At 73.5% G+C, this 25,348-nt stretch carries 23 protein-coding genes; 12 read left to right on the top strand and 11 right to left on the bottom strand.

Features of this window, described 5'->3' with window-relative positions; all coding sequences use genetic code 11:
* On the bottom strand, positions 1–2,768 hold a 2,768-nt coding region (locus ETD96_RS02235), incomplete at its 3' end, for a tetratricopeptide repeat protein (RefSeq protein ID WP_138633182.1).
* A 121-nt stretch (positions 2,769–2,889) separates the two neighbouring features.
* Between ETD96_RS02235 and ETD96_RS02230 the strand changes: the two genes are divergently transcribed.
* Positions 2,890–4,149, top strand: coding sequence for an FAD-binding protein (locus ETD96_RS02230; protein ID WP_138633179.1), 1,260 nt, complete (start codon positions 2,890–2,892; stop codon positions 4,147–4,149).
* On the opposite strand, the gene ETD96_RS02225 is transcribed toward ETD96_RS02230, so the two are convergent.
* Positions 4,146–5,324, bottom strand: coding sequence for a sensor histidine kinase (locus ETD96_RS02225; RefSeq protein ID WP_138633176.1), 1,179 nt, complete (start codon positions 5,322–5,324; stop codon positions 4,146–4,148). The two genes, ETD96_RS02230 and ETD96_RS02225, sit on opposite strands and share 4 nt — an antisense overlap.
* A complete protein-coding gene (locus tag ETD96_RS02220) occupies positions 5,321–5,977 on the bottom strand; it encodes a response regulator transcription factor (RefSeq protein ID WP_138633173.1) in 657 nt (218 codons plus the stop codon). The genes ETD96_RS02225 and ETD96_RS02220 overlap by 4 nt, the downstream gene beginning before the upstream one ends.
* 154 nt (positions 5,978–6,131) lie before the next feature.
* Between ETD96_RS02220 and ETD96_RS02215 the strand changes: the two genes are divergently transcribed.
* From ETD96_RS02215 to ETD96_RS02195, 5 genes are all read left to right on the top strand, one after another.
* Entirely contained in the window at positions 6,132–6,638 is a 507-nt protein-coding gene (locus ETD96_RS02215) for a hypothetical protein (RefSeq protein WP_138633170.1), read from the top strand.
* Complete coding sequence (locus ETD96_RS02210; protein WP_138633167.1) at positions 6,638–7,765, top strand: peptidoglycan-binding protein; 1,128 nt, start codon at positions 6,638–6,640, stop codon at positions 7,763–7,765. The genes ETD96_RS02215 and ETD96_RS02210 overlap by 1 nt, the downstream gene beginning before the upstream one ends.
* Positions 7,762–8,472, top strand: coding sequence for an ABC transporter ATP-binding protein (locus ETD96_RS02205; protein WP_138633164.1), 711 nt, complete (start codon positions 7,762–7,764; stop codon positions 8,470–8,472). The genes ETD96_RS02210 and ETD96_RS02205 overlap by 4 nt, the downstream gene beginning before the upstream one ends.
* Positions 8,469–9,677: an ABC transporter permease gene (locus tag ETD96_RS02200; RefSeq protein ID WP_138633161.1), complete on the top strand. Its 1,209-nt coding sequence runs from the start codon at positions 8,469–8,471 to the stop codon at positions 9,675–9,677. Before ETD96_RS02205 ends, ETD96_RS02200 begins: the two co-directional genes overlap by 4 nt.
* Positions 9,678–9,748: 71 nt before the next feature.
* The gene (locus tag ETD96_RS02195; RefSeq protein WP_138633158.1) at positions 9,749–10,324 is read left to right on the top strand and encodes an antibiotic biosynthesis monooxygenase; all 576 of its coding nucleotides are present in this window, start codon (positions 9,749–9,751) and stop codon (positions 10,322–10,324) included.
* 66 nt (positions 10,325–10,390) lie between these two features.
* Here ETD96_RS02195 and ETD96_RS02190 read toward each other — a convergent pair whose 3' ends face one another.
* The 3 genes from ETD96_RS02190 to ETD96_RS02180 all read right to left on the bottom strand — a co-directional run bounded on the left by ETD96_RS02190 (position 10,391) and on the right by ETD96_RS02180 (position 13,950).
* Entirely contained in the window at positions 10,391–12,184 is a 1,794-nt protein-coding gene (locus ETD96_RS02190; RefSeq protein ID WP_138633155.1) for a choline/carnitine O-acyltransferase, read from the bottom strand.
* 96 nt (positions 12,185–12,280) lie between these two features.
* On the bottom strand, positions 12,281–13,102 hold the full coding sequence (locus tag ETD96_RS02185; RefSeq protein WP_205719063.1) for a class I SAM-dependent methyltransferase: 822 nt from the start codon (positions 13,100–13,102) through the stop codon (positions 12,281–12,283).
* Positions 13,103–13,113: 11 nt separating this feature from the next.
* Entirely contained in the window at positions 13,114–13,950 is an 837-nt protein-coding gene (locus ETD96_RS02180; protein ID WP_240807122.1) for a HalD/BesD family halogenase, read from the bottom strand.
* 267 nt (positions 13,951–14,217) lie between these two features.
* Between ETD96_RS02180 and ETD96_RS02175 the strand changes: the two genes are divergently transcribed.
* Positions 14,218–14,721, top strand: coding sequence for an MSMEG_6728 family protein (locus ETD96_RS02175; RefSeq protein ID WP_138633149.1), 504 nt, complete (start codon positions 14,218–14,220; stop codon positions 14,719–14,721).
* A 48-nt stretch (positions 14,722–14,769) separates the two neighbouring features.
* Positions 14,770–15,987 (top strand): PP2C family protein-serine/threonine phosphatase, encoded by a 1,218-nt coding sequence (locus tag ETD96_RS02170; protein WP_138633146.1) that lies wholly within the window; start codon positions 14,770–14,772, stop codon positions 15,985–15,987.
* 1 nt (position 15,988) lies between these two features.
* Here the strand turns inward: ETD96_RS02170 and ETD96_RS02165 are convergent, their stop codons facing one another.
* The 4 genes from ETD96_RS02165 to ETD96_RS02150 all read right to left on the bottom strand — a co-directional run bounded on the left by ETD96_RS02165 (position 15,989) and on the right by ETD96_RS02150 (position 19,231).
* Positions 15,989–16,999: an alpha/beta hydrolase gene (locus ETD96_RS02165; protein WP_240807120.1), complete on the bottom strand. Its 1,011-nt coding sequence runs from the start codon at positions 16,997–16,999 to the stop codon at positions 15,989–15,991.
* A gap of 260 nt (positions 17,000–17,259) precedes the next feature.
* The gene (locus ETD96_RS02160) at positions 17,260–18,603 is read right to left on the bottom strand and encodes a hypothetical protein (RefSeq protein ID WP_138633143.1); all 1,344 of its coding nucleotides are present in this window, start codon (positions 18,601–18,603) and stop codon (positions 17,260–17,262) included.
* Positions 18,603–18,824, bottom strand: coding sequence for a hypothetical protein (locus tag ETD96_RS02155; protein WP_138633140.1), 222 nt, complete (start codon positions 18,822–18,824; stop codon positions 18,603–18,605). The genes ETD96_RS02160 and ETD96_RS02155 overlap by 1 nt, the downstream gene beginning before the upstream one ends.
* Before the next feature lie 119 nt (positions 18,825–18,943).
* A complete protein-coding gene (locus ETD96_RS02150; RefSeq protein WP_138633137.1) occupies positions 18,944–19,231 on the bottom strand; it encodes a hypothetical protein in 288 nt (95 codons plus the stop codon).
* Between the two features lie 228 nt (positions 19,232–19,459).
* On the opposite strand from ETD96_RS02150, the gene ETD96_RS02145 reads away from it, so the two are divergent.
* The 3 genes from ETD96_RS02145 to ETD96_RS02135 all read left to right on the top strand — a co-directional run bounded on the left by ETD96_RS02145 (position 19,460) and on the right by ETD96_RS02135 (position 21,819).
* Positions 19,460–19,996 (top strand): ferritin-like domain-containing protein, encoded by a 537-nt coding sequence (locus tag ETD96_RS02145; RefSeq protein WP_138633134.1) that lies wholly within the window; start codon positions 19,460–19,462, stop codon positions 19,994–19,996.
* 34 nt (positions 19,997–20,030) lie between these two features.
* Positions 20,031–20,999 (top strand): TIGR03557 family F420-dependent LLM class oxidoreductase, encoded by a 969-nt coding sequence (locus ETD96_RS02140; protein ID WP_138633131.1) that lies wholly within the window; start codon positions 20,031–20,033, stop codon positions 20,997–20,999.
* Between the two features lie 337 nt (positions 21,000–21,336).
* A complete protein-coding gene (locus tag ETD96_RS02135; RefSeq protein WP_138633128.1) occupies positions 21,337–21,819 on the top strand; it encodes a hypothetical protein in 483 nt (160 codons plus the stop codon).
* 115 nt (positions 21,820–21,934) lie between these two features.
* Here the strand turns inward: ETD96_RS02135 and ETD96_RS02130 are convergent, their stop codons facing one another.
* Positions 21,935–24,214 carry a PA domain-containing protein gene (locus ETD96_RS02130; protein WP_171068813.1) on the bottom strand — a complete coding sequence of 760 codons (2,280 nt, stop codon included), beginning with the start codon at positions 24,212–24,214 and terminating at the stop codon, positions 21,935–21,937.
* A 129-nt stretch (positions 24,215–24,343) separates the two neighbouring features.
* Here ETD96_RS02130 and ETD96_RS02125 point away from each other — a divergent pair, with 129 nt between their 5' ends.
* On the top strand, positions 24,344–25,303 hold the full coding sequence (locus ETD96_RS02125) for a helix-turn-helix transcriptional regulator (protein ID WP_171068812.1): 960 nt from the start codon (positions 24,344–24,346) through the stop codon (positions 25,301–25,303).
* Positions 25,304–25,348: the final 45 nt, after the last annotated feature.

The following is a 25,348-nucleotide window of genomic DNA, read 5'->3' as shown; positions in this document are numbered from 1 at the left end:
CCGAGGAGGTGGCTGAGCTGGCGGTCGAGGGCGTCGGCCTCGGCCTCGGTGGTGGCGGCGGCCGGGTCGCCGGCGGCCCGGTGGATGTCGGCGAGCAGGCGGAGCGCCTTGATCTCCTCGTGCTGGACGCCGATCTGCGCCGCGAGGTCGCGGGCCAGGCGGACCCGGACGAGGGCGTCGGCGGGGCGGTCCAGCCGCAGCAGGATCTCGCCGACGTTGCGCAGCGTGACGACCTTGCCGTAGCTGTGGCCGAGGTCGTTCTCCAGGCTCAGGCACTTCTCGGCCGTGCGCAGCGCCTTCCCGGCGATCCCCATCCGCAGGTACACCTTGCTGAGCAGGTCGAGGGAGCCGGCGATGCCGCGCTTGTCGTCGATCGTGTGGCACAGCCGCAGCGAGCGCTTCGCCGCGTTCCGGGCCCGGCCGAGGCGCCCGGCGTTCAGCTCGATCAGGCCGAGCGCGTTCAGGGTGTTGGCCTCGCCGTGCCGGTCGCCGATCTCGCGGCGGATCGCGAGCGAGCGGTTCGCGTCCTCCCTGGCCTCCGTGTACATGCCCATCCGCCGGTAGCAGCGGCTCAGGCTGTCGAGCGCCTCCGCCTCGCCGTGCCGGTCGCGCAGCTCCTGCAGGATGTCGAGCGCCTCCAGGCCCGCCTCGACGGCCTTCTCGTGCCAGCCGAGCCGCCGCCTGATCGTGGAGAGGTACACCAGGGCGTGCCCCTCGCCCTGCCGGTCGGTGATCGTGCGGCGGATCTTCAGCGCCTCCTCGGCGTGGGCGCGGGCCTGGAGGTGGCGGCCGATCCGCATGTAGAGGTAGCCGAGGAAGGCGAGCGTCTCGCCCTCGCCGTGCCGGTCTCCGATCTCGCGGCGGATCCGGAGGGCCTGCTCGGTGGCGGCCTGGGACTCGCGGATCCGGCCCCAGCCGTAGTAGATGCGGGCCATGTTGTCGAGCGTCTCGGCCTCGCCGCGCAGGTCCCCGATCTCCTTGCGGATCTCCAGCGCGTCGGCGGCGCACTCGTACGCCCGGTCGTACTCGCTGAGGCCCTGGTAGCCGCGCGCGAGGGTGTCCAGCGTGGTCGCCTCGGCGTGCCGGTCGCTGATCTCGCGGCGCATGGCGAGCGCCTGCTTGCCGAGGTCGAGGGCCATCCGGTAGTCGCTGAGCTGGAGGTGCGTCCGGGCCATGTTGTCCAGGACGGCCGCCTCCCCGTACCGGTCCTGCAACTGGACGCTCAGCTGCAGCGCGGGCGCCGCTTCGAGCAGCGCCTCCTGGGTCTGGCCCAGTTCCCGGTAGAGGACGGAGATGTGGTGGTGCATGAAGAAGCGGGCGAGCGGGTCGGCTCCGCGCTGCGCCGCCTCCAGCCCGGCCCGGTGGACCGCCAGGTTCTCGTGGCAGTAGCGGCGCAGTTCGAAGAAGTCGTAGACGGCGTCGGCGAGCTCCCAGGTGAGCTGGTCCCAGTGCAGGCGCGCGACCTGCCGGGTCAGCTCGGTGAGGTTCTGCTGCTCGGCGGCGAACCATTCGAGGTGGCGGGCCCGCTCGGCGGGGTCGGGGTTCACCGGCGGCGCGGTCAGCTCCTGGCGGATCGTCCGGCGGTACCGGTCGAGGAACCGCCCCGCCTGCTGGGCCGTGGTGAGGTACCACATCGCGAACCGCCGGATGGCGGCGGTGCGGACGACGGGCGGGTCCTCCTGGAGCGCCCGGTCCCGCGCGTACTCGCGGAGCAGTTCGTGCAGGTGGTGGCGGCCGCCGCCGATCGCCTGGACGAGCCCGGCCGTCTCCAGCTCGTCGAGCAGGCGCCGGGCGGCCTCCGGCGTCGTGCCGAGCAGCGCGCCGACGGCCCCGGCCGCGACGTTCGGGCCCTCGACGAGACCGAGGAGCCGGAACGCGCGGCGCCGGTCCGGGGCGAGGCCGCGGTAGGACAGGTCGAACGCGGCCTCGACGGCCTCGTCCGGGTCCTCGCCCGCCGCGAGCTTGGCGAGCCGGTCGCCCTCCGCGAGCGCGTCCACGGTGTCGGCCACCGACTGGTGCGGGCGGGTGGCGAGGTTCGCGGCGGCGACCCGCAGCGCCAGCGGGAGCCGCGCGCACATCCGCACCAGCTCGGCGGTGGCGCCGGGCTCGCGCCGGGTCCGCTCCCGCCCGGCGACCTCGCCGACGAGGTCGCGCGCCTCCGCCGGGGACAGCAGGTCGAGCGCGGTCGCCCGGGCGCCGCAGCGCGCGACCAGCGCGGTGAGCCGCCGCCGGGCCGTGACGACCACCACGCACGACGACGTGCCCGGCAGCAGCGGGTACACCTGCTGGGCGGACGCGGCGTCGTCCAGCACGATCAGCGCCCGCTTCCCGGCGAGCCGGGACCGGTAGAGGGCGGCGAGCTCGTCCTCCTCGACGGGCAGCCGGCTGGACGGGACGCGCAGCGTGCGCAGTGCCTGGCCGAGGGCCTCGCGGGGGGCGACCGGGCCCCGCCGCGCGTAGCCGCGCAGGTCGATGAAGAGCTGCCCGTCGGGGAAGTGCTCCGACACCAGGTGCGCCCAGTGCACGGCCAGGGCGGTCTTCCCGATGCCCGGCATGCCGGTCAGCGCGATGATCACGGGGGACTGCCCCGGCGGTTCGATGAGGGCGTTGAGCCGGTCGAGGACGTCCCGCCGCCCGGTGAACCCCGGCACGTCAAGCGGGAGCTGCCGGGGCGGGCCCTCGGCTTCGGGGGGCGGCGCCAGGTGGACGTGCTTGTCACCGGAGACCAGGTCGCCCTTGGCGTTCGCTTCGCCGAACAAGGTCGTCATGCCGGCCCTCCGCGGTTAGATCGACCTGGTTTTCACCGTAACGTGCGAATCGTTCGGAAAATATGGACAAATACACAAGTGGCCATTATGGGAAGGGCTACGCCGGAAGTACGGTGCCGTTGTGGATCAACGCGGAGGTGCGCGCCTCAGGAATTGGGCCGGGAACGTCGGTTACGGGGCCGCGCGGGTGCACCGGCCGGAGTCCGTGGACGCGTTGCGCCGCGTCGTGGCGGACGCGCGGCGGGTGCGGGCGCTCGGCAGCGGGCATTCGTTCAGCCTGGTCGCCGACACCACCGGCGACCTCGTCCGGCTCGACGGGCTGCCGCCGCTGGTGGAGATCGACACCGCCCGGTCGACCGTGGCGGTCGCGGCCGGGATGCGGTACGCGGACGTCGCGGTAGAGCTGCACCGCAAGGGTTTCGCCCTGCCGAACATGGCGTCGCTGCCGCACATCTCGGTCGCCGGGTCCTGCGCGACCGGCACGCACGGGTCGGGGGACGGCCTGCGCTGCCTGTCCGCGTCCGTGACCGCGCTCGAACTCGTCGGCCCGGACGGCGACCTGCGCGAGCTGCGGCGGGACGCCGACGCTTGCTTCCCCGGCGCGGTCGTAGCGCTCGGCGCGCTGGGCGTCGTCACGCGGCTGACGCTGGAGGTCGAGCCCGCCTTCGAGGTCGCGCAGAACGTCCGGCTCGGCGTCCCGCTCGACGACATGGCCGCCCGGTTCGACGAGGTCTTCGGCGCCGCCTACAGCGTCAGCGCCTTCACCGGGTGGCGCAGCGGCGAGGCCACAGTGTGGCCCAAATGCCGCGCGGGCGCGCCGGAGCCGGTGTGGGGCGGCGGGCGCGCGGCGAGTGCTGCCGTGCATCCGGTGCCGGGCATGGAGCCGGCGGCCTGCACCGTCCAGCTGGGGGAGCCGGGCCCGTGGCACGAGCGGCTGCCCCATTTCCGGCCCGAGCTGACGCCGAGCGCCGGACGGGAGCTGCAATCGGAGTGGTTCCTGCCCAGGGAGGCGGCGGGCGCGGCGATCGCGGAGGTGCGCGGGCTCGCCGGCGTCCTGACGCCGGTGCTGCACATCTCCGAGATCCGCACCGTCCGCGGCGACGACCTGTGGCTGAGCCCGGCGTACGGCAGGGACTCGGTGACCTTCCACTTCACCTGGCACGACGATCCCGCCGGGGTGCTGCCCGCGGTCGCCGCGCTGCAGGAGCGGCTCGTCCCGCTGGGGGCCCGGCCGCACTGGGGCAAGCTCAGCACCACGCCCGCCGGGGAGGTCGCCGCCCGCTACGACCGCGCCGCCGATTTCGCCGCGCTGGCGGGCGAGCTGGACCCCGGCGGGAAGTTCCGCAACGCGTTCGTGGACGCGCTGTTCCCGCGCGGTTAGCCGCCGGGCAGGGCGACCGTGATGGCCAGGCCGCCCTGGGCGCGGGGGACGGCGCTGACCGTCCCGCCGTGCGCCCGGACGATCGACTGGACGATCGAGAGCCCCAGCCCGGCGCCCTTCGCGGTGACGACGCGGTCGCCGTCCAGGCGCCGGAACGGCTCGAACAGCGCCGGGATCTCGTAGGGCGGGACGGACGGGCCCGAGTTGGCGACCTCCAGGACGGCGCGGCCGTCCTCGGTGCGGCAGGCGACGCTGACCCAGCCGCCCTCGGTGTTGTGGCGCAGGCCGTTCTCCAGGAGGTTCTGCACGACGCGTTCGAGGAGGAGGGCGTCGCCCGACGTCATGGCCTCGGCGGCGTCGGTCTCGACGGCGATGCCGGTCTCCTTGGCCTCGGGCGCGGTCTGGGACGCGACGTGGGCGACGACGTCCGCGAGGTCGACGGGCGCCCGGTGGGTGATCTCGTTCTCGGAGCGGGCGAGCAGCAGCAGGCCGCCGATGAGCCGCTCGTGCCGCGCGTTGATCTGCAGCAGGGTCTCGCCGAGCTGCCGGACGTCCGGGGACGCCGACGCGCGGTGCATCGCGACCTCGACCAGGGCGCGGCCCAGCGTGAGAGGCGTGCGCAGCTCGTGCGAGGCGTTGGCGACGAAGCGGCGCTGGCCGTCGAAGGACCGGTCGAGCCGCTCCACCATCGTGTCGAAGGTGTCGGCGAGCTCCTTCACCTCGTCGCGCGGTCCGGTGAGGGCGATGCGCTCGTGCAGGCCCCGGTCGGCGGCGGGCGAGCCGGCGATCCGCCGGGCGGTCTCGGTGACGCGGTGCAGCGGGGACAGCACCTGGCCCGCGATGAGCCAGCCGAGGCCCGCCGCCGCCCCGCCGACGACGAGCAGCGCGATCGACCCCTGCGTCACCAGCGACGTGATGGCGGCGTCGCGCAGCTCGGCCCGCTGCTTCTTCATCCAGCCCTCGGTGTCGGCCAGCAGCTGCTCCTCCGGGACGCGCCGCTCCGGAGCGGGCGTGGTGCCCGGCGCCGGGGCCAGCCGGGTCGCGAGGACCTTCGTGCCCGAACGGGACAGCTGCTGGTTGAACAGGGCGTAGGTCACCCCGAGCAGGACGACCCCGGCGACGAGGAACAGGCCGCAGTAGGTGAGGGTGAGCCGGGCGCGCAGCGACAGCTTCATGGGATCCGGTACCCCGCTCCCTTGACGGTCTCGACCACGGGCGGGTCGGCGAGCTTGCGGCGCAGCTTGAGGACGGTCAGCCGGACGGCGCCGGTGAACGGGTCGGCGTGCTCGTCCCACGCCTTCTCCAGGAGCTGCTCGGCGGAGACGACGGCGCCGTCCGCGCGCAGCAGCTCGGCGAGGACGGCGAACTCCTTGCGGGCGAGCGGCACGTACCGGCCGTCGCGGAACACCTCGCGGCGCGCCGGGTCCAGGGTGATCCCGGCGCGCTGCAGCGTCGGCGGCGCGGCCGGCCGGGACCGGCGGCCGAGCGCGTGCACGCGGGCGGCGAGCTCCGGGAACGCGAACGGCTTGGTGAGGTAGTCGTCGGCGCCGAGCCCGAGGCCGCCGACCCGGTCGGTGACCTCGGCGGCGGCGGTCAGCATCAGGATCCGCGCCGCCGCCCCGGCCCGCACGACCTCCCGGCACACCTCGTCGCCGTGGACGAGCGGCAGGTCGCGGTCCAGGACGATCACGTCGTAGTCGTTGACGCCGGTGCGCTCCAGCGCCGCCGCGCCGTCGTAGGCGAGGTCGACGGCGTGCGCGTCGTCCCGCAGCCACTCGGCGATCGCGTCCGCGAGCAGCCGCTCGTCCTCCACCACCAGAACTCTCATCGCTCCTCCTCCGAGGGGTGATGCTGCCCGACGGCGTGTTTCGTCGCCGTTAGCCGCCGGCTCCGCGGACGCGGAAACGCGGGGGAAACGTCCGGCCGGGTTGCATCGCTCGGCATCGGCCGGAACGGCTCCGGCCGGCGGACGAGGAGGAGACATGCGACTGCGGATCCTGGCGGCGCTGCCGCTCGCGCTGGCGCTGGCGCTGACCGGGTGCGGCTCGGACGGCGGCGGCGACACCGGCGTGGCGTCGGCGGGCGGCGCGAAGCAGGAGGGCCCGGCGGGCGGCGGCGCCAAGCCGAACCTGGACGAGCTGGGCGTGAAGTTCGCCCAGTGCATGCGCGAGCACGGCGTGGACATGGACGACCCCCAGCCCGGCAAGGGCGTCCAGCTCAAGGTCAAGGGCAACAAGGAGACCGTCGACAAGGCGATGGAGGCGTGCCGGCAGTACAACCCGCAGGCGAACGCCACCGGCGCCCCCGACCCGCAGATGCAGGAGCGGGCGCGCAAGCACGCCGAATGCATGCGGCAGCACGGCGTGGAGGCGTTCCCCGACCCGAAGCCGGGCCAGCGCGGCATCCGGATCGACGCGAAGGTCGGCGAGGACCCCGACTTCGAGGCCGGGCAGCAGGAGTGCCAGAAGATCCTCCAGGGCGGGAAGTGATGGGCGGGACGGCCGTGGACGAGAGCGCCCCGGCGCGGGAGGAGCGGCGGGCGCGGGCCCGCCGCCGGCCCCGGCCGCTGCTCGTCCTCGGGGTCGCCGCGCTGGTCGCGGCCGGCGGCGGGGTGGCGACCGCGGCGGCGCTGGGCGGCGGCGAATCCGGCGGCGGACCGGATCCGGCGCTGCCGCCCGCCACCGCGAAGGTCGCGCGGCAGACGCTCAACGACGCCCAGACCGAGGACGGGCGGCTCGGCTACGGCCCGGCGTCCGTCGTGACGAGCCAGCTGCGGGGCACGCTGACGAAGCTCCCCGAGAGCGGCGCCGAGATCACCCGCGGCCACGAGCTGTACGAGGTGGACGGCGACCCGGTCGTGCTGATGTACGGGTCCAGGCCGTCCTACCGGCCGCTGGAGGTCGGCACCGAGGGGGCGGACGTGAAGCGGTTCGAGAAGAACCTCAGCGCGCTCGGCTACGGCGGCTTCACCGTGGACGACGAGTACACCTCCGACACCGCCGACGCCGTCCGGGAATGGCAGGAGGACATCGGCGTCGCGGAGACCGGGACGGTCGAGCTCGGCCGCGTCGCGTTCGCGGACGGGCCGGTCCGGGTCGACAGCGTCCAGGCGAGCGCGGGCGAACCGGTGGCACCCGGCAAGAAGGTGCTCACCCGCACGGGCACCGGCCAGGCCGTGACGGTCGAGCTGGACACCGCCGACCAGCGCATGGCGAGGAAGGGCGCGAAGGTCACCGTGACGCTGCCGGAGAACGAGACCGTCACCGCGGAGATCGACGAGGTCACGACCGTGATCGAGCCGGGCGAGCAGGGCCAGGACCCGACGACGAAGGTGGAGGTGACGATCTGGCTCGACACGGCGAAGGCGAAGAAGGCCGCCGCGCGGTACGCGCTCGCCTCGGTCGACGTCACGTTCACCGCGGGCAGGCGCGAGGACGTGCTGACCGTCCCGGTGACCGCGCTGGTCGCGCTGAGCGAGGGCGGCTTCGGCGTGGAGGTCGTCAAGGGCGCGGCCTCCTCCTACGTCCCGGTCGAGACGGGCCTGTTCGCGGACGGCAAGGTCGAGATCTCCGGGTCGGGGATCACCGCGGGCACCGTCGTGGGGGTGCCGAAATGATCGCGCTGCGGGACGTGGTGAAGCGGTATCCGGGCGGCGTGCACGCGCTCGCCGGGGTGTCGCTGCGCATCGCCGCGGGCGAGCTCGTCGCGATCGTCGGGCCGTCCGGGTCGGGCAAGTCGACGATGCTGAACGTCCTCGGCACGCTGGACCGGCCGACGTCGGGCAGCGTCCACATCGACGGGCACGACGTGGGGCGGCTGACCGACGCGAAGCTGTCGGCGCTCCGCGCGACCCGCATCGGGTTCGTGTTCCAGCACTTCCACCTGGCGGCGGGGACGCGGGCGATCGACAACGTCGCGGACGGGCTGCTCTACACCGGGCTCCGCGCGGCGGCGCGGCGACGGCGGGCCGCGGCGGCGCTGGAACGGGTCGGGCTCGGCCACCGGCTGGACCACGAGCCGCACGAGCTGTCCGGCGGGGAGCGGCAGCGGGTCGCGATCGCGCGGGCGGTGGCGGGGGAGCCCGCGCTGCTGCTCGCCGACGAGCCCACCGGCGCGCTGGACTCGGCGTCCGGGGACGGGGTGATGGCGCTGCTGCGCGAGCTGCACGCCGCCGGCACCACCGTCGTGATCATCACGCACGACCGGGAGATCGCGGACGGGCTGCCGCGCCGCGTCCGGATGCGCGACGGCCGCGTCGTCGCCGACTCCGCCCTCGCCGACTCCGCGCTCGCCGAGGCCGCCCTGCCCGAGGCGGCGCGGTGACGGCCGCCGGGACGCTGCGGCCCGCGCGGCTGTGGCCGGGCGACGTGGTCAAGGTCGGCGCGGTGGGGCTGCGGACGCGTCCGATGCGGGCGTTCCTGTCCGCGCTCGGCATCGCGATCGGGATCGCCGCGATGGTCGCCGTCGTCGGCGTGTCCTCCTCGTCCCGCGCGGAACTGGACCGGGCCCTCGCCGCGCTCGGCACCAACCTGCTGACGGTGTCGCCGGGCAGCACGCTCACCGGGGAGAAGGCGCAGCTGCCGCTGGAGTCGGAGCGGATGGTGGCCCGCATCGCCCCGGTCCGGGACGTGTCGGCGATCGGGCTGCTGGACGAGGCGAAGGTCTACCGGTCCGGCAAGGTGCCCGCGACCGAGACCAACGGGATCGCGACGTACGCGGCCCGGACCGGCCTGCGCGCCGCGACGGGCGCGGAGCTGAGCCGCGGCGTGTGGCTGAGCACCGCGACCGGCGAGTTCCCCGCGGTGGTGCTCGGCGCGAAGGCGGCCGAGCGGCTCGGCATCGGGCACGCGTCCCCGGACGTGCAGGTGCTCGTCGGCGGCCACCGGTTCACCGTGATCGGGATCCTGGCGCCGGTGGCGCTGGCCCCCGAGCTGGACACCGCGGCGCTGGTCGGCTGGCCCGCCGCGCGGAGCGTGCTCGGCTTCGACGGGCATCCGACGACGATCTACACCCGGTCGGCGGACGCGCGCGTCGAGGACGTCCGGGACGTGCTCGGCCCGACCGCGAACCCGGCGGCGCCGAACGAGGTGGAGGTGTCGCGGCCGTCGGACGCGCTCGCGGCGCGGCAGGCGGCGGGCGAGGCGTTCACCGGGCTGCTGCTCGGCCTCGGCGCGGTCGCGCTGCTCGTCGGCGGCGTCGGGGTCGCCAACACCATGGTGATCTCGGTGCTGGAGCGCCGCGCGGAGATCGGGCTGCGCCGCTCCCTCGGCGCGACCCGCGGCCAGATCCGCACCCAGTTCCTCGCCGAGTCGCTGCTGCTGTCGGCGCTCGGCGGGGTCGGCGGCGCGCTGATCGGGTCGCTGGTGACCGCCGGCTACGCCCTCTACCAGGGGTGGCCGGTGGTGATCCCCGCCTGGGCGGTGCTCGGCGGCGTCGCGGCGACGCTGGTCATCGGCGCGGCGGCGGGGCTGTACCCGGCGGTCCGGGCGTCCCGGCTCAGCCCGACCGAGGCGCTCGCCGCCACCTGAGCCCGCGCCCGCCGCCCACCCGAGCGGGCGGGGGCGGGCATGGACGGAGCGGGACGGGTGAGATCTCCGGTATGGGTAACGCGGAGACCGAGCCCGTCACGCTCGTGGTCACCTGGGACGTCAGGCCCGGCCGGGAGCGCGACTTCGAGGAATGGGCGGAGGGCCTCCACCGGGTCGCCTCCGGGCATCCGGGCCACCGGGGCGCCACCTGGCTGCGCGCCGAGGGGGCGCGGCACCGGTACTACACGGTCGTGAACTTCGCCGACCAGGACTCGCTCGACCGGTGGCTGCGGTCGCCGGAGCGGGCCGACTGGATCGACCGGGTCCGCGGCATCGCCGACGAGCACCATCTGGACACCACCGGGCTGGAGACGTGGTTCAGCCTGCCCGGGGAGTCGGTGCCGGCGCCGTCCAAGGCGAAGATGATCGTCGTGACGTTCTGCGCGGTGTATCCGCTCAGCCTGCTGCTGAACGCGTTCGCCACCCCGCTGACGAAGTCGTGGCCGGTGCCGGTGCAGGCGCTGACGTTCCCGGTGATCGTGATCCCGCTGCTCACCGTGGTGATCATGCCCGCGCTCAGCCGGCTGCTGCGGCGCTGGCTGTACCCGGCCGGGCGGATCCACCGCCCCGCCCGGCCGGGCCGCTGACCGGGCGGGCGGGGCGCGATCGGGCAGGGCGCGATCAGGCGGGGCGCGATAGGCGCGGGGCCGCGATCAGGAGAGCAGGTCGCGCAGCTCCTGGACGGCCTCGCGCAGCCGGTCCGCGAACGCGTACATGGCGTCCGCGACGGGCTGCGGCGTGCTCAGGTACAGGTTGAAGCGGTCCGGCAGCAGGACGTAGGCGACGCCGATGCACTGCTCGCTGGTCGACCCGAACCCGAAGTACCGGATGTTGACCGACGGCGCGGAGCTGGTGGAGAGGTAGTCGTCCCGCATCTTGATCCAGCCCGGCGTGTCGAACAGCGGGAGCGGCCCGGTGACGCCGAGTTCGGCGCCGCGCCGCTTGGCGATCAGCTGCAGCTCCCACAGGTGCTGCTCGGGCGCCTGCCCGGCCTGGCACTCCTTCGCGCGGCGCACGTGCGCCTCGGCGGCGGCGCGGAACGCGTTCCGGCGCGCCTCCCGGTCGGCCGCGGGGTCGTCCATGGCCGCGACGAAGCGCAGCACCTCGGGGGTGACGACCCGCATCGCCTCGGTGCGGCCGTGCCGGTACTGGCGGGTCGCGATCGACTCGTAGGTGGTGCCGGTGAGGCCCTTCGCGCGCCGGTGGGCGAGCTGGTAGGCCAGCTGGACGAACGCGTCCGGCGACGTCTTCAGCCGTTTGGCCTCGGCGGAGCCGAAGTCGTCGAACGAGACGGCGGTCGTGGCGGTCGCGGCGGCGTAGCCGGCGAAGGAGGCCGCCGCCTCCTCGATGTCGCGCCGCAGGTCCTCGTCCAGCGCGAACCGGATCGGCTCGATCGCGGGCAGGCCCTGCGCGGCGGCGCCCGACCGCCGGGACAGCTCCGCGGGCGGCGCGCCGAGCAGCTCGTCCACGAAGCTGAGGACCGTGGTGCCGTCCAGCCCGCAGTGCTCGACGTTGATGCCCGCGGTGCCGTCGCCGAACACGACGAACGACACCGCCTTGTCGAACCAGCGGTTGCCGCTGTCACCGTGGAGCAGGTGGTCGCAGGCGTCGAGGGTGTTCGCGGGGGCGAAGTCCTCCAGGCAGACGCAGAACAGCGCCGTCTCGACCTCGTCCAGGGCCTTGTCGTTGCCGAGCGCCAGCAGCGCGTCGCGGCTCGCCGCCCACTCGGCGCGGGCCTTGGTGGTGAGGTGCCCGGCGGACGGCTCCTCCGCCGCCTCCGCCTTCAGGATCGTGCCGAGCCCGGCCCGCAGCTCGTCGAGGGTGTGCGGGCGGCCGTCCGGGCCGAGGACGTCCATCCGGAACATGGTGCCGCGGAAGAACACCACGATGTGGCGGGCGTCGGACGGCCCCGGCCACGCGTCGGTGTAGGGCGCGCGGACGGTGTCCTGCTCGGCGCCGGGGATGCGGGTCGTGGAGAACAGGAACCGGTTCTGCACCATCGACAGCGGGCGGCCGCGCTGCACGACCGGCGGGATGCGCTCGGCGTCCAGCCGCAGCTTGTAGTCGAGCGCCCCGGCGATCAGCCCGGCCGCGCGGTCGGCCTGCCCCTCCGGCGACTCCTTGAACAGGAAGAAGAAGTTGGCGTTCAGCGCGATCCGGTCGCGGCGGCCGAGGTAGCGGTACGGCCAGAACGTGTCGAGCCAGCTGTGCACCCCCTCGGCGGCGTCGTAGCGCTCGAGCGCGGCGTGCAGCGTCCGGCCGGGGCCGCCGGGCCGGACGAACGCGGCCAGCGCCGACTCCGTCCGGGCCCGCTCGTCCTCGGTCAGCAGCGGCCCGCACCACTCCATGAACCGCTCGCAGGTCGCGTCGAGCGTGGGCAGCGGCACGCGCGGCAGCCCCGCCTCGTTGCCGAAGGTGCGGGACGAGAGTTCTTCGCTGGCGTTCACTTCGTTCCTCTGCTGTGTGTACCGGAGTTGCCGTGTGTACCGGAGTGGCCGTGTGTACCGGAGTTGCCGTGTTTACCGGAGCCGCGGCCCGATGCCTCAGCCGCGCGGCTTGGAGATGTAGAGCTGCGCGTAGAACCAGCCGTCGGTCTCCAGCCCGCCCGGGTCGACGCCGACCTCGGCGAGCCGCTCCAGGACGGACGCCTGCTCCTCGCGCGTCGCGAACCGCCGCTGCCGGAACAGGCCGTCGCGCCGGACGGTCTCGTACCCGGCGGCGGCGAGGGTGTCGGCGATCGGGTCGAACGGGAACATGCGCAGGACGAAATGCGCCATCCACGGCAGCCGCCCGCCGGCGCGCTCCCCGGCGGCGGCGACGATCCGCGCGATGGTGCGCTCGGTGACGTAGCCGAGGCAGCCGGTGGAGATGACCAGGTCGGCCGCCGCGAGCCGGGCCCGCTGCTCGCCGGTCGGCTCGCCGTCCTCCAGGTCGGCGTGGACGGCGCCGTCCAGGAAGCCGGCGTCCAGCGCGTAGCCGAGGGCGCCGTCGGAGGCGTCGAGACCGAGGAACCGGACGCGTTTCGGTGGTGCACCGGAATCGACCAGCTCCCGGTCGCGGGCCAGCAGCGCGGCGCGCGTCCACCGGTGGGCGTCGCGGCCGCTATAGCGATCGTACAGCTCGGCCATGGTCGCGCCGTGTTTCACCAGGGCCGCGTTGATTCCGTAGGAGCAGCCGATGTCCAGGACGGTCGGGACCGGAACGCCGCGCGCCTCCCGGTATTCGGCGATGAGCCGCTCGAAATGCGGTTTGGCCAGTTCCGGGATGTTGTAGTCGAGATCGCGGAGCGTGCTGAAATAGGCGCGGGGATCGGGCCGCGTGTAGATGTGGTCGAGCGAGATCTTGCCGGTCGTGTCGACGCGCAACGGCGGGCCTCCTAGTCGAGCAGCTGGTCCACCCGGACGGCGCGCCCCTCCGCCGCCAGGTGCTCGGGCAGGACGCGGCCGAAGAGCTGCCTCGTGCGCGCGACGCTGCCGATGACCCCCGGGCGCTCGCTGTAGGCGAAGATCGCCGTGTGCCGCGCCGTGTCCCCCCGGACCGTGCTCACCCGGTGCAGCGAGTACCGGCCCTTGAACAGCTGCAGGTCGCCGGGGCGCAGCGCCAGCCGGCGGACCAGGCGGTCGCCGCGGCCGGTCAGCACGTCCCGGACGTCGGCGAAGTTCTCCCGCTCCGCCGTCCGGATGTTCGGGCAGTACTCGAAGACGCCCCCGTCCTCGGGTTCCTGCGTGAGCAGGCTGACGGTGAACTCGTTGGTGTCGAAGTGCCAGGGGTGCTCCATCCCGGGGCCGACCACGTTGAGGACCAGCCCGGACAGCGGGTCGGCCAGCTCGTGCACCCGCGGCAGCCCGAAGCAGCTCGCCACGAACCGCTGGAACAGCCCGTTCGTGTAGAACCGGTGGATGAGCGCGTCCGCCGGGACGCGGTCGCGCGCGACGAACGCGTTGCCCCGCTCGACGGTGATGCGGCCCGGATGATCGTCCGGCAAAGGGGCGCCGATGTCGATGTTGTAGGCGTTCACCGTTTCGACGTCATAATGCGCGGACGGCGCGATCTTCGCGCATTCCGTGCGCAGTGCCTCCCGCAATGCGGGGCGAATGAAGTCGGGCAGCACGCAGCACCCGCTTTTCGCCAGTTCGGCGCGGGTGCGGGAAACGGCGGCGGCCCAGCCGGCGCCGTCCGGCTCGGCCAGCGGATAGCGTTCCGTGTCGGCCACCTGTGCGAGAGACTCCGCCGCGCCCATGACGTTCCTTCCGCGTCGCCGAACCCATGACGGGTTTTAGCACAGTCCTTCCGGGAATTCATGGCCCGCCTTTCCGGGCCCGTTTGTCAGAAATCGATAAGCCCGGCCCGTGACCTGTGCCTTCGAACGTTCCGGCGCGCGCGCCGCCGCGGCGGCGGGTGTGTCCCATCTCACCCGCCGTGCACGCCGGCGCCTCGCGGCGGGTAGGACCGGGGCACGGGGGAGTGACAGGGGGCGGTCGTGCAGACCTTTCTGCCGTACGCGGACTTCGCCGCCACGGCCCGGGTGCTGGACCGGCGGCGGCTCGGCAAGCAGCGCGTCGAGACGATCCAGGTGCTGCGCGCGCTCACGGTGCCCGGCTACGGCTGGCGGCACCACCCGGCCGCGCTGATGTGGACGGGCTACGAGGAGGCGCTCGTCCGGTACGGCCTGGAGATGTGCGCCCGGTGGTGCGACCTCGGCCACGCCGACACCTGCGCCGCGACGCTGGCGGCCGACCTCGCCGGCGCGCGGGGCGTGCGGGAGCCGCGCGCCCAGCGGCGGCTCGCCGCCGCGGGGGAGCTGCCGCCCTGGCTGGGCGACCCCGCGTTCCATCTGAGCCACCGCTCGGCGCTCGTCCGCAAGGACCCCGCCTTCTACGGGCCGGCGTTCCCCGGGGTGCCGGACGACCTGCCCTACGTCTGGCCCGCCTCGGACCGGCGCCCCGGCGGGGAGGGCTCTCATGGTGCGGCCGAGGGCGGGTAGGTACCCCGGAACCGCACGGACGAGGGGGCCCCGGAGGACGGTGAGCCGATGCTGAGGGAGCTGGTGGCGGAGAGCCACCTGATGTCCATGGAGCAGCTGCCAGGCGCGGCCGCCCGGCACGCTGCCGGCGTGGGCCTGCACGACGTGCTGATCTATGTCTCCGACCTCCAGCAGAACGTCCTGCGGCTGCTGACAGGCAAGGGCCCGGACGCCGGCCGCGACCCCGGCGACGAGATCCCGGAACTGAAGATCGCGGGCACCGTCGCGGGCCGGGCGTTCCAGACCATGGCGCCGGTGGTCGGGCAGACCTTCGGCGACGGGACCTGCCAGTACTGGCTGCCGGTCCTCGACGGCTCCGAGCGCCTCGGGGTGGTCCGGACCACCATCCGCCGGGACGATCCGCAGGCCCGCGACGACGCCGAGTACCTCGCCGGGATGGTCGCGCTGATCATCGTCAGCAAGGGCCCCTACAGCGACTCGTTCTCCCGGCTGGTGCGCACGCGCCCGATGACGGTGTCGGCGGAGATGCAGTGGCGGCTGCTGCCGCCGCTGACGTTCGCCAACGACCAGGTGGTGATCAGCGCGGCGCTGGAGCCCGCCTACAACCTCGGCGGCGACACCTTCGACTACGCGCTGGCGGGCGAGACCGTGCACTTCGGGGTCTTCGACGCCATGGGGCACGACACCACGGCCGGGCTGACGTCCAGCCTCGCCGTCGCCGCGTTCCGCAAGCACCGGCTCCAGGGCGCCGACCTCATCGGGGTCGGGCGGGGGATCGAGGAGGTGCTGGCCGAGCAGGACAGCAGCGGACGCTTCGTGACCGCCGTGCTGGCTGAGCTCGACCTGCGGTCCGGCGTGTTCTCCTGGGCGTCCTACGGCCATCCTCCGCCGGTCATCATCCGCAAGGGGCGCTGGGTGACCTCGCTCGAATGCCGCCCCGGCACGCCGCTCGGCACCGGCCTCGGCGTCGAGCCCGCGCGGTGCTCCGAGCAGCTCGAACCGGGCGACCGCATCCTGCTCTACACCGACGGCATCGTGGAGGCCCGCGACCCGGGCAAGCGGGAGTTCGGGCTGGTCCGCTTCGTCGACTTCGTGATCAAGCGGGAGGCCGACGGGCTGGCGGCGCCCGAGACGCTGCGGCGCCTGATCCACAGCATCCTGACGCACCACGCGGGACGGCTGGACGACGACGCCACCGTCCTGCTCCTCGAATGGTACGGCTGGGGCGGCCGGCAGGACGCGCTGGAGGCGATCCGGCAGACCTGAGCTAGCCGGACCCGAGGGCGGCCATCAGCATCGGGTACGCCTCGTGCAGGTCGCGCTGCCAGTAGGGCCAGTCGTGCTGCCCGTCGAAGAACCGGGCGGTCACCGGGACGCCGAGTTCGCGCAGCCGGGCCGTGAACGCCCGCGCGTTGCCGTAGGCGGCGGCCTCCACCGGATCGGTGAACGGCAGCCCGCCGAGCGACCCGGCCCTGCCGTTGCCGCTCGCCACCCACAGCCGGACGCCGCGCAGCCGCCCGGCGATGTCCGTCGGGTTGTGCGCGCGCCAGATCGCGGCCTGGTCGTCCGGGTCGCCCCAGACGCGCCGCCAGTCGGTGCCGGGGCAGGCGAACGACGGCCCCCAGCCGGTCGAGTCGTCGCCCGGCTCGTGGCCGTGGAGGGTGTCCACGTACCCGCTGAAGGACGCGGCGGCCCGGAACATGCCGGGGTGGCGGGCCGCGTACAGCATGGCGCCGAGGCCGCCCATGGAATTGCCCGCGACCACGCGGCCGGTCCCGGCGCGGTAATCGCGTTCGAGGACGCGCCGGAGTTCGGTCAGGTGGAACGTCTCCCAGCGCGGGGACCCGCCGCGCCCGTAATTCCACCAGTCGGAGTAATTCCCGCAGCGGCCGCCGTTCGGCATGACGACGATGACGCCGCTCCCGGCGGTGAGCCGGGCGACGTCGGTGTCGCGCGTCCAGGCGGTGTAGTCGTCGACGCCGCCGTGCAGCAGCCACAGCGTGGGCCAGGTGCGGTGCGCGTCCCGCGACCAGCCGCGGGGGAGCAGGAGGCGGACCTGCTGCCGGCCGTCCATGGCCGGAGAGTCGATGGTCAGGTCCACGGTGCGGGACGCGACGGGCCGCTCGGCGACGACCCGCGCGCCGCTGGGGGCGGTGCCCGCGGGCGCGGTGGAGGCGAGTGCGGTGGAGGCGAGCGCGGTGGAACGATCCAGGAAAAGTGCGGGGAGGAGCAGCGCGAAGGCCGCCGGCCATGCGGCGGGGGTGATGCGGCGGAGCAATGGGGGCCTTCCGGAAACACCGGCGGGATGGGCCGGCCTTGACGGGAAAGGGGAGCGCCGTGGTGCGGTCTTTTCTCTCCCTGTGCGTGGTAGGTTCCCGTGCGCCGCCATTGTGAAGCGCCAACCAAATAACTGTATAAAATGCATTTTCCGGGCCCGGATACGCGCGATCCCGCCGTGCCGGGGCGCCCGTGATCCGCCCCCGAACGCACGAACGCCGGACGCCCGCGGCGGGCGTCCGGCGCTCGTCCGGGCGTGGCTCAGGCGTCCGGCATCGGCTGGGGCGGGGGCCCCTGGATGTAGCGGACGGCCCACCGCACCAGCCGGCGGCCCACCCCGTACAGGATCAGCGCGACGCCGGCCAGCGGCAGGATCAGCAGGATGATCTGCAGCCCGGAGGTGATCAGCTGGAGCACCCCGGCCCCGTTCGCCGCCTCGGCGGCGAGCCGCCGCATCATCATCCAGTCCTTGCCGATCAGCGCCGGGACCTGGCTGATGATGAGGCCGATCTGGAACACCAGCACCGGTATGACGATCAGCACCCAGCACGTGACGAAGACCTGCGGCCAGCGCTTGAGCTCGTTCAGCCGGGCGTCGGGGCGGCGCAGCAGCGTCCGGCGCAGGATCGGCCCGATGTACTTGAACAGGTCGGGGATGCCGACCAGGTCGGACATGATGTAGTACCCGTCGAACCGGAGCGTCGGCAGGAGCTGCTGCATCATCTCCAAGTTGACGTACAGCACGGCGACGAGCAGCGGCTCGAACCCCGTCTGCAGGTACGCCAGCGTCAACCCCACCACGAAGATGGCGTTGAAGTACACCCCGGCGAGGTCGGCGCGCAGCCGCCCAGCCCGCCCGAGCCGGTACGACTCGGTGATGTCGGTGTAGAACGCGGGCCACACCAGGTAGATCCCGCAGCCCATCACGCCCGGCCGGACGCCCCCGTACCGGCAGGCGGTGGCGTGCCCGACCTCGTGGAACGCGCAGGACGCGATGCCGAGGCCGAGGATCAGCAGGATGCTCACCGGGTTCATGATCGCCGTGGTGATGGCGCCGGCCACCGAGTGGCTGGTGAGCAGCCAGCCCTCGCTGACCACGAACGCGGTGAGCATGACGGCGATCGCGACGGGCCGGAACAGCCAGCCGAACAGCCCGCCGACGAACCACGTGAACGACTCGGGCATGACCGCGACCCGCCACCGCAGCGCGAGCCACGGGTCGGCCTTGACGGGCGCGGGCGCCGTGCCGTCGCTGTAGGTGGTGACGCCGAGCGGCGCGAGCTTGCGGTCGGCCAGGTAGACGACCTGCTCGCCGGTGAGCTGGGCGCCGGCCTCCTCGGTGACGGCCGCGGCGACCCGGTCGAGCGCCTGCGCGGCGTCCGTGCCGGCGAGGTCGCGGTGGTCGTGCAGCGCCTTGGCGACGAGGAACAGCAGCGGCGGCAACCGGACGAGCTGGCCGTCCGGCAGGCGGACGAGCTGCGGCGGCTCCCGGTAGCCGGAGTTCTTGAACTCGCCGACCAGCTCGGCGCCGTCGACGAGGGCGGGCAGGGTGAGGGCGGCGGGGGGCCCGCCGCCCGCCACGTCCGGGGTCGCGGGAGAGCCCATCAGTGGTGCTCGACCACGGTGGCCGGAACGCAGGTCATCGTGGAGTAGGCCGGCTGGGCGAGCAGCCCGCTGCCGAGCAGCCCGGTGGTGCCCGACGAGTACGTCGCCTGGCAGGCGTACATGACGACCGTGTCGCCACCGGAGGACAGCGCGAGCCGGGGCGGCAGGACCTCGCCGGAGAGCTGGTCCAGGTCGGTGTACGAGATTTTCCGAGGGTTCATGGCTCCCTTTCGGGATCAGTCCGCTGTCAGCGTTGCGTAGCAGGGAAAAGGGGGAAGGGCTGGCGCGCGAACGCCAGCCCTTCCGGTGCGGGCCGAAACCCGCGGTGTCAGACCTGAGCTCAGCCGTTGAGCGCGGTGTTGGCCGGGGTGCAGATCTGCGAGTTGGCGGCCGGCGCCGTCTGCCACAGGGTGAGGAGGCCCATCTGCGGCTGGTTGGAGTTGGCGGAGCAGGCGCTGGTGGTCACCGTGTGCCCGTCGCCGCCGTCGTGGCCGCCGTGGTTGGCGTTGAGGTTGAAGTTGTGGTTGTCGTCGTCGCCGCCACCGACGAGAAGGGTGGACAGCACGGCCCGCTCGGGCAGAACCTCGCCGGCCAGCTTGTCCAGCTCGGTGTAGCTGAAGGACTTCATGTGGTTCCTTTTCTTCCTTGTCACGCCCGGATCTCAAGGTGGATACCGGATGTCCCTTCCTCGCCACAGGTCGCAGCGAGGTAGCTCTACGTATAGCACGTGTGACGGTCCGTGGCCAACCATGCCGTGTCCAGCGGCTTCCGCGCGTCGTTTCGCGTGGCGGCGCATGAGGCCGCCCCGCTGGGTAGGACGGGCTACGCCCGCATGTGATCAGGAGGAGGACGGGGAATGGCCGACAGCAGCTTCAGCATCGACGTCGCGGCGATCCGGGACCGCGCCCGGCAGAAGATGGCGGACGGGCCGGTGACGGCCGGCTACGGAAGGAGCCCGGAGGAGGTCATCGGGGTCCTCAACGACGTCCTCGCCACCGAGATCGTGTGCTGGATGCGCTACGCGCAGCACGCGATCAGCGCGACCGGGATCGACCGGGCGCAGGTCGCCGCGGAGTTCCAGGAGCACGCCGAGGAGGAGCGCGACCACGCGATGCGCGCCGCGGAGCGCATCAGCCAGCTCGGCGGCGACCCCGACTTCGACCCGGAGACCCTCGCCCGGCGCTCCCACACCACTTACACGACCTTCAACGACGGCGACCTGCGCGGCATGCTGCAGGAGAACCTCGTCGCCGAGCGGATCGTCATCGAGTCCTACCAGGAGATCATCCGCTGGCTCGGGGACGGCGACGTCACGACGCGGCGCATCATGGAGCACATCCTCGCCGAGGAGGAGGAGCACGCCGACGACCTGATGGACCTGCTGGGCAACTGAGGGTTCACCCGGTGCACGCGGGTATGCGAGCCGCATGGACTTCGGATACTCGCTGCTCTGCGAGCAGACACCGCCCAAGCAGCTCATCAGCGACGGCGTGGAGGCCGAGGAGGCCGGCTTCGACTACGTCACCATCTCCGATCACTACTTCCCGTGGCTGGAGGACCAGGGGCACTCGGCCTACGCGTGGTCGGTGCTCGGCGCGCTGGCCCACGCCACCCACCGGGTGCCGCTGATCACGCTGGTGACGTGCCCGACGATGCGCTACCACCCCGCCGTGGTGGCGCAGAAGGCCGCGACGATGGGCGTGCTGTCGGACGGCCGGTTCATCCTCGGCCTCGGCGCGGGGGAGAACCTGAACGAGCACGTCGTCGGGCGGGACTGGCCGCCGGCGGACGTCCGGCACGCCATGTTCGGCGAGGCCGTCGACATCATCCGGCGGCTGTTCGGCGGCGGCTACGTCAACTACCGGGGCGAGCACTACCGGGTGGACTCGGCGAAGCTCTACGACCTGCCGGACCGGCCCGTCCCGATCGGGATGGCGGCGTTCGGCCCGCAGGCCGGGCGGCTCGCCGCCGAGCACGCGGACATCCTGATGTCCGACCAGCCCGTCGGCGACGTCGTCCGGCTCTTCGGCGAGCAGGGCGGCGCCGGCAAGCCCGTCTACGGCATGATCCCGGTCGCGTTCGGCGAGGACCGCGACGAGTGCGAGCGGCGCGCCCACCGGATCTGGCGCTTCTCGGCGCCGGCCTGGAAGGTGATGTCGGAGCTGCCCGGCCCGGTGAACTTCGAGGCGGCGACGAAGACGGTCCGGCCGGAGGACGTCGTGGCGTCGGTCCCGTGCGGTGACGACGTCGGCGACTACGTCCAGGCCGTCCAGCAGTGGGCCGACGCGGGCTTCACCCACATCTCGTTCTGCCAGTCCGGCGCGGACCGCCAGAAGGACTTCCGCACGTGGGCGGAGGCGGACCTGCTGCCCGTCCTCCGCGAGCGCTTCGGCTGACGCGCGGCGGCCGATCGCGCGTTTCCGCGGAGCCGGGTCGGGGGCGCTAACGGACGTTCATTACGCCGAGTTGCGGACGCCCTAAGAAAGAGGAGCAGAAGATCTCCGTCCGATCATTGACCGGCCGGGGAATTTTACTTATCTTCTGCATAGAACGCGTTCTACTTGGAGCCGCCGGTGCCCGCGCGAGGAAGCGCGACGGCGCCCGGCTCCCGGCCCCCGGTTCGGCGCCGCCACGCCCCTTGGCCAGGGCGGGGCGGACGCGCGAGGCGGCGGGCCTCCCACCCCGTATCTCCGGGTGCAGGCGCGACGCCCACCGTTCGAAATGAGGACTCCCTTGTCCCGCATCACGAAGCCGGCCGCGATCGCCTCGATCACGGCCGCGGCCGCCGTCGCCGTCGCCATGACCGCCACCCCCGCGCTGGCCTGGACGGCCGGCGACTTCACGGCCACCCTCAACGGGAACATGACCATCAACGCAGGGGTCTCCGCCACCTGCACCAGCTCGACCCTGTCCGGCACGATCGCCTCCGACGGCACGCTGTCGATCACCTCGGCCTCCGTGGGCGGCTGCGGCGTCACGGTCACGCCGCAGAACCTGCCCTGGAGCGGCAAGCTCGACGGCGGCGTCGCGACCATCAACGGGTTCGCGATGAGCGCCATCGGCTGCACCTACGGCGGCAACCTGTCCGGCACCTTCACCGGCTCCGACCTGCCGGTGACCGCCACGTTCGCGAACCAGACCGTCCGCAAGACCAGCGGCTGGCTCTGCCCCGACCCCGCGACCGTGTCGGCCAAGTACGACTTCGCCGCCTCCTGACCCGGTGGTGCGCGGCCGGCCCGACGTCACCGGCCGCGCACCTCACCGCACCGCACCGCCCCGCACTGCGGCCCCGGCGCCTCGCCGGGGCCGCAGTGCGGGGACGCGTCCGCCGTCAGTGCAGCTCGTAGGCGCGGATGACCTCCTGGGTCACCGCGCTTCCCCGCGCGTCCTCGGCGGTGACCCGGAGGGAGACCGCTCCCTTGCCGCGCAGCCGCGCGGAACCGTCCCGCACCGGGACGTCCGTCCACGTCGCACCGTCGTCGAAGGACGCCCGCAGTGACAGGCGCTTGAGGCGCGCGGTGGAGCCGTCCTGGTGGCGGACGGCCAGCCGCAGCGTTCTAGAACGTGTTCTGTTACGGACATCAAGAGAGGCGTCGTAGTCCACCTGGAGAAGCGGAAGGACGGTGACGTCCGAGGTGCGCGCGGAACGGAACGTCCAGGACGTCGCGGTACGCGTGGACAGCGCGGCCCATGGGGCGTTGTTGGCGAAGTCGTATTCCACGCGGTATTCGGCGTCGTCCGGCGTCGTCGTCAGCGTGCCGTTCGCGCGGTACGCAGTCTGGGCGACGAGTTCGCCGTTCCGGTATACGCGGAAATCGGTGGTGAACCCATTCGCGAATGAACTGGAATAGGCGTCGGAGAAGTTGCGCGCGGCGTCCACCATCCCCACGTGCAGGCCGATCTGGTCGCCGGCGCGGACGATCGGGTCCAGCGCGTTGACCCCGCCGGTGAGCGGGGCCCTGCCCCAGGAGTGCGCGTCGCGGTCGCGCGGCTCGTACGACGACCACTTCGTCTCGCCGAGCACGAGGTGCGGCGTTTCCGGGCCGGGGAAGGCGTTGTTGTACGGCTGCTCCGGTGTGATCGCCATCGCCGACCACTGGGTCTGCGGGTCGGCCGAGACGTACTCCGTGCGCGTCCTGGGCGTGCCCGTTACCGGGTTGCTGTAGGCGATCGCGAACTCTTCCCAGGGGCGCTTGCCGTAGCGCGCGAAGGTCATGGAGCCGCCGCCGTGGTAGGCGCCGTCGACGCGCGCGAGGTCCCGCGTGCGGACGACATGGCCGAGGTCCCGGGGAATCTGCCCGGTCTCCGGGAGAACCAGGTCGTACTGGTACGGGCTGTTCGCGACGCCCTTGGCTGTCACAGTGGCGTGCTTCTGGCGCAGCAGGGCCAGCCCCTCTTCTCGGGACAGCCGAACGGTCGGGACCCGCAACTGGACCCCGTAGCCGCCGGGGTCGTCGTTCACCCCGGGCACGTCGTTGTAGACGGCGACCATCCTGGCACCCGCCTTGGCGGCCCTGTTGGCCTGCTCGGCGACGGGCACGCCGTCCTTGCGCTCGACGAGGGCGAGGGCGCCGCGCAGACCGGCGCCGGAGGCGTCCCCGTCCGCGATCCGCATGCTGACCGTGCCGTCCAGGCGGGGGAACTGGTCGGAGGTGTCGCTGAAGTAGCCCGCGGGGTAGTACGAGGGGTGCAGGGAGCGGCCCCGCGCCCGCATGGTGACGTCCGGCGCCTCCAGCCGCCACCGCGTGTAGACCTCGAACGTGCCGGTGCGGACCTTCCGGGTCGGCTGCAGGAACACCCGCTGCTCCAGCGTCGCGCCGGCGTTCATGTAGACGCCCTCGTCCACCGCCGAGCCGTTCGCGGGGCCGCGGGTCCACATCAGGTGGCTGATCGCTCCGAGGTTCGGGGCGGTCGCGTGGTCGGGCGTCCGGACCGTCACCTCCTCGGCCTTGCGCGCGTCGAGGACGATCTCGGTGTCCCCGGTGATCTCGATCTCCGGGTCCCCGACGAGGCTGTAGTTGAGCGGCTTCCCGGTGCCGGTGGCGGGCGCCCACGACGGCATCGTCTTGACGACGCCCATCACGGAGTACGTCCCCGGCCGCAGCCGTATGCAGCTCGAGTCGTTCCAGCGCTCGTCGGTGCACGGGGCGTCGGCGGAACCGGGCAGCGGCCGGTGCGCGTTGCCGAGCGCCGCGTCCTTGACGTTCACGAAGCCGACGGTGCCGGGCCCCGGCCGCCCGTCCCGCGCGATGCTCCGCACCCGCACGGTGACCAGGTCCTCCGCCGGCGCCGCCGACGCCGCGGGGGCGGAGGCGCGGCGCTCGTGCAGCGCCGTCACGTTGTACCGCTCCGGATCGTCGGTGAGCCGGTCGTCCGGGACGACGTACAGGTCCCCGCCGCTGTGCCGGACCGAGAACGCGGGGGCGCGTCCCGGTGCGGGCGCCACCATCGCGGCGCCGCCCGCGACGCGCACCGCGTCGCCGGTGGGCAGCGTGACGTCATAGGCACCGGCGTCGGCGCGCAGCGCGGCCGGCGGCCCGGTCTCCGCCGCCGCGGGCGCCGCGAGCCCGAGGGCGCCGAGCGCCAGGGCCGCCGCGGTCTTCAGCCACATGGCCATCCCTCCCCAAGAAGTGGATCTTGATTGTCGGGCCGCCGCCCGGCGGCGATCCAGGGACGGCCGTGGCGGCTTCCGCCATGGCGGGAACCCGCCAAACGGCCAGGGAACCCCTACATTTAGGACGTGTCCGATTCGCCGCTGCTGGAGGGGCTCGGCGTGGCCGCCGCCGAGGAGTCGGCCTACCGCGCCCTGCTGCGGGAGGGACCGTCCACCCTCGCCGACGTCGCCGCGCGGCACGGCACGTCGGTCGCCGCCCTGCGCCGCCTCCTGCCCCGCCTGGAGGAGCTCGGCCTCGTGACCCGGCTCGCCGGACGCCCGCTGCGCCTGCTCGCCACCCCGCCGCACGTCGCGGTCGAGGCCCTCGTCGCGAGCCGCCAGGAGGAGATCGCGCGCAGCCGCGCCGCGATCGGCCCGCTGCTGGCCGAGGCCGCCCCGCACCCCGAGGAGCTCGTCGAGGTCGTCAGCGGGCGCACCGCCGTGGCGCGCCGCTACCTGCAGCTCCTGCGCGGCGCCCGGGAGGAGCTGCGCGTCCTCGTCCAGCCGCCGTTCGCCACGGATGCCGCGCTCTCCGGCGCCGAGCAGGAGCGCACGATGCGCCGCGGCATCCGGGTGCGCGGCATCTACGGCGCCGAGGCGCTCGACCAGCCGCACGCCCTGGAGGAGATCCGCCGCGCCGCCGCGTCCGGCGAGGAGGCCCGGCTCGGCGCCGTCCCCATCAAGCTCGCCATCGCCGACGGCCGCACCGCGATGCTCCCGCTGACCTCCGAGCACGCGAGCAGCGTCGACAGCTCCCTCGTCGTCCACCCCTCGGCCCTGCTGGACGCGCTCGTCTCCCTCTTCGAGGCCCTGTGGCGCACCGCCCTCCCGCTGCCCGGCGGCGACGCCCCGGACGACGCCGTCCTCACCCTCCTCGCCGCGGGCCTCACCGACGAGGCCATCGCGCGCCGCCTGTCCATCAGCACCCGCACCGTCCAGCGCCGCGTCCGCGAACTCTGCGACCGCCTCGGCGCCCGCACCCGCTTCCAGGCCGGCGCCCTCTCCACCCGCCACCTGGACGCCCACCCAGGCGCCGGCGATCCGTGAAAGTCACCGCTTGTGGCACAGCTCCCGACGCGCACCACCTGCGAA

The sequence above is a fragment of the Actinomadura geliboluensis genome, from assembly GCF_005889745.1.
Lineage (GTDB): Bacteria > Actinomycetota > Actinomycetes > Streptosporangiales > Streptosporangiaceae > Spirillospora > Spirillospora geliboluensis.
Note: the sequence above shows the minus strand (reverse complement) of the source record. Positions and strands in the feature narration are given on the sequence as shown.

Coding starts and splice junctions, on each gene's coding strand:
- ETD96_RS02210 (WP_138633167.1), top strand. CDS start 6,638: ATGGGCGGGACGGCCGTGGACGAGAGCGCCCCGGCGCGGGAGGAGCGG.
- ETD96_RS02195 (WP_138633158.1), top strand. CDS start 9,749: ATGGGTAACGCGGAGACCGAGCCCGTCACGCTCGTGGTCACCTGGGAC.
- ETD96_RS02170 (WP_138633146.1), top strand. CDS start 14,770: ATGCTGAGGGAGCTGGTGGCGGAGAGCCACCTGATGTCCATGGAGCAG.
- ETD96_RS02145 (WP_138633134.1), top strand. CDS start 19,460: ATGGCCGACAGCAGCTTCAGCATCGACGTCGCGGCGATCCGGGACCGC.
- ETD96_RS02205 (WP_138633164.1), top strand. CDS start 7,762: ATGATCGCGCTGCGGGACGTGGTGAAGCGGTATCCGGGCGGCGTGCAC.
- ETD96_RS02130 (WP_171068813.1), bottom strand. CDS start 24,214: ATGTGGCTGAAGACCGCGGCGGCCCTGGCGCTCGGCGCCCTCGGGCTC.
- ETD96_RS02150 (WP_138633137.1), bottom strand. CDS start 19,231: ATGAAGTCCTTCAGCTACACCGAGCTGGACAAGCTGGCCGGCGAGGTT.
- ETD96_RS02225 (WP_138633176.1), bottom strand. CDS start 5,324: ATGAAGCTGTCGCTGCGCGCCCGGCTCACCCTCACCTACTGCGGCCTG.
- ETD96_RS02220 (WP_138633173.1), bottom strand. CDS start 5,977: ATGAGAGTTCTGGTGGTGGAGGACGAGCGGCTGCTCGCGGACGCGATC.
- ETD96_RS02160 (WP_138633143.1), bottom strand. CDS start 18,603: ATGGGCTCTCCCGCGACCCCGGACGTGGCGGGCGGCGGGCCCCCCGCC.
- ETD96_RS02215 (WP_138633170.1), top strand. CDS start 6,132: ATGCGACTGCGGATCCTGGCGGCGCTGCCGCTCGCGCTGGCGCTGGCG.
- ETD96_RS02155 (WP_138633140.1), bottom strand. CDS start 18,824: ATGAACCCTCGGAAAATCTCGTACACCGACCTGGACCAGCTCTCCGGC.
- ETD96_RS02140 (WP_138633131.1), top strand. CDS start 20,031: ATGGACTTCGGATACTCGCTGCTCTGCGAGCAGACACCGCCCAAGCAG.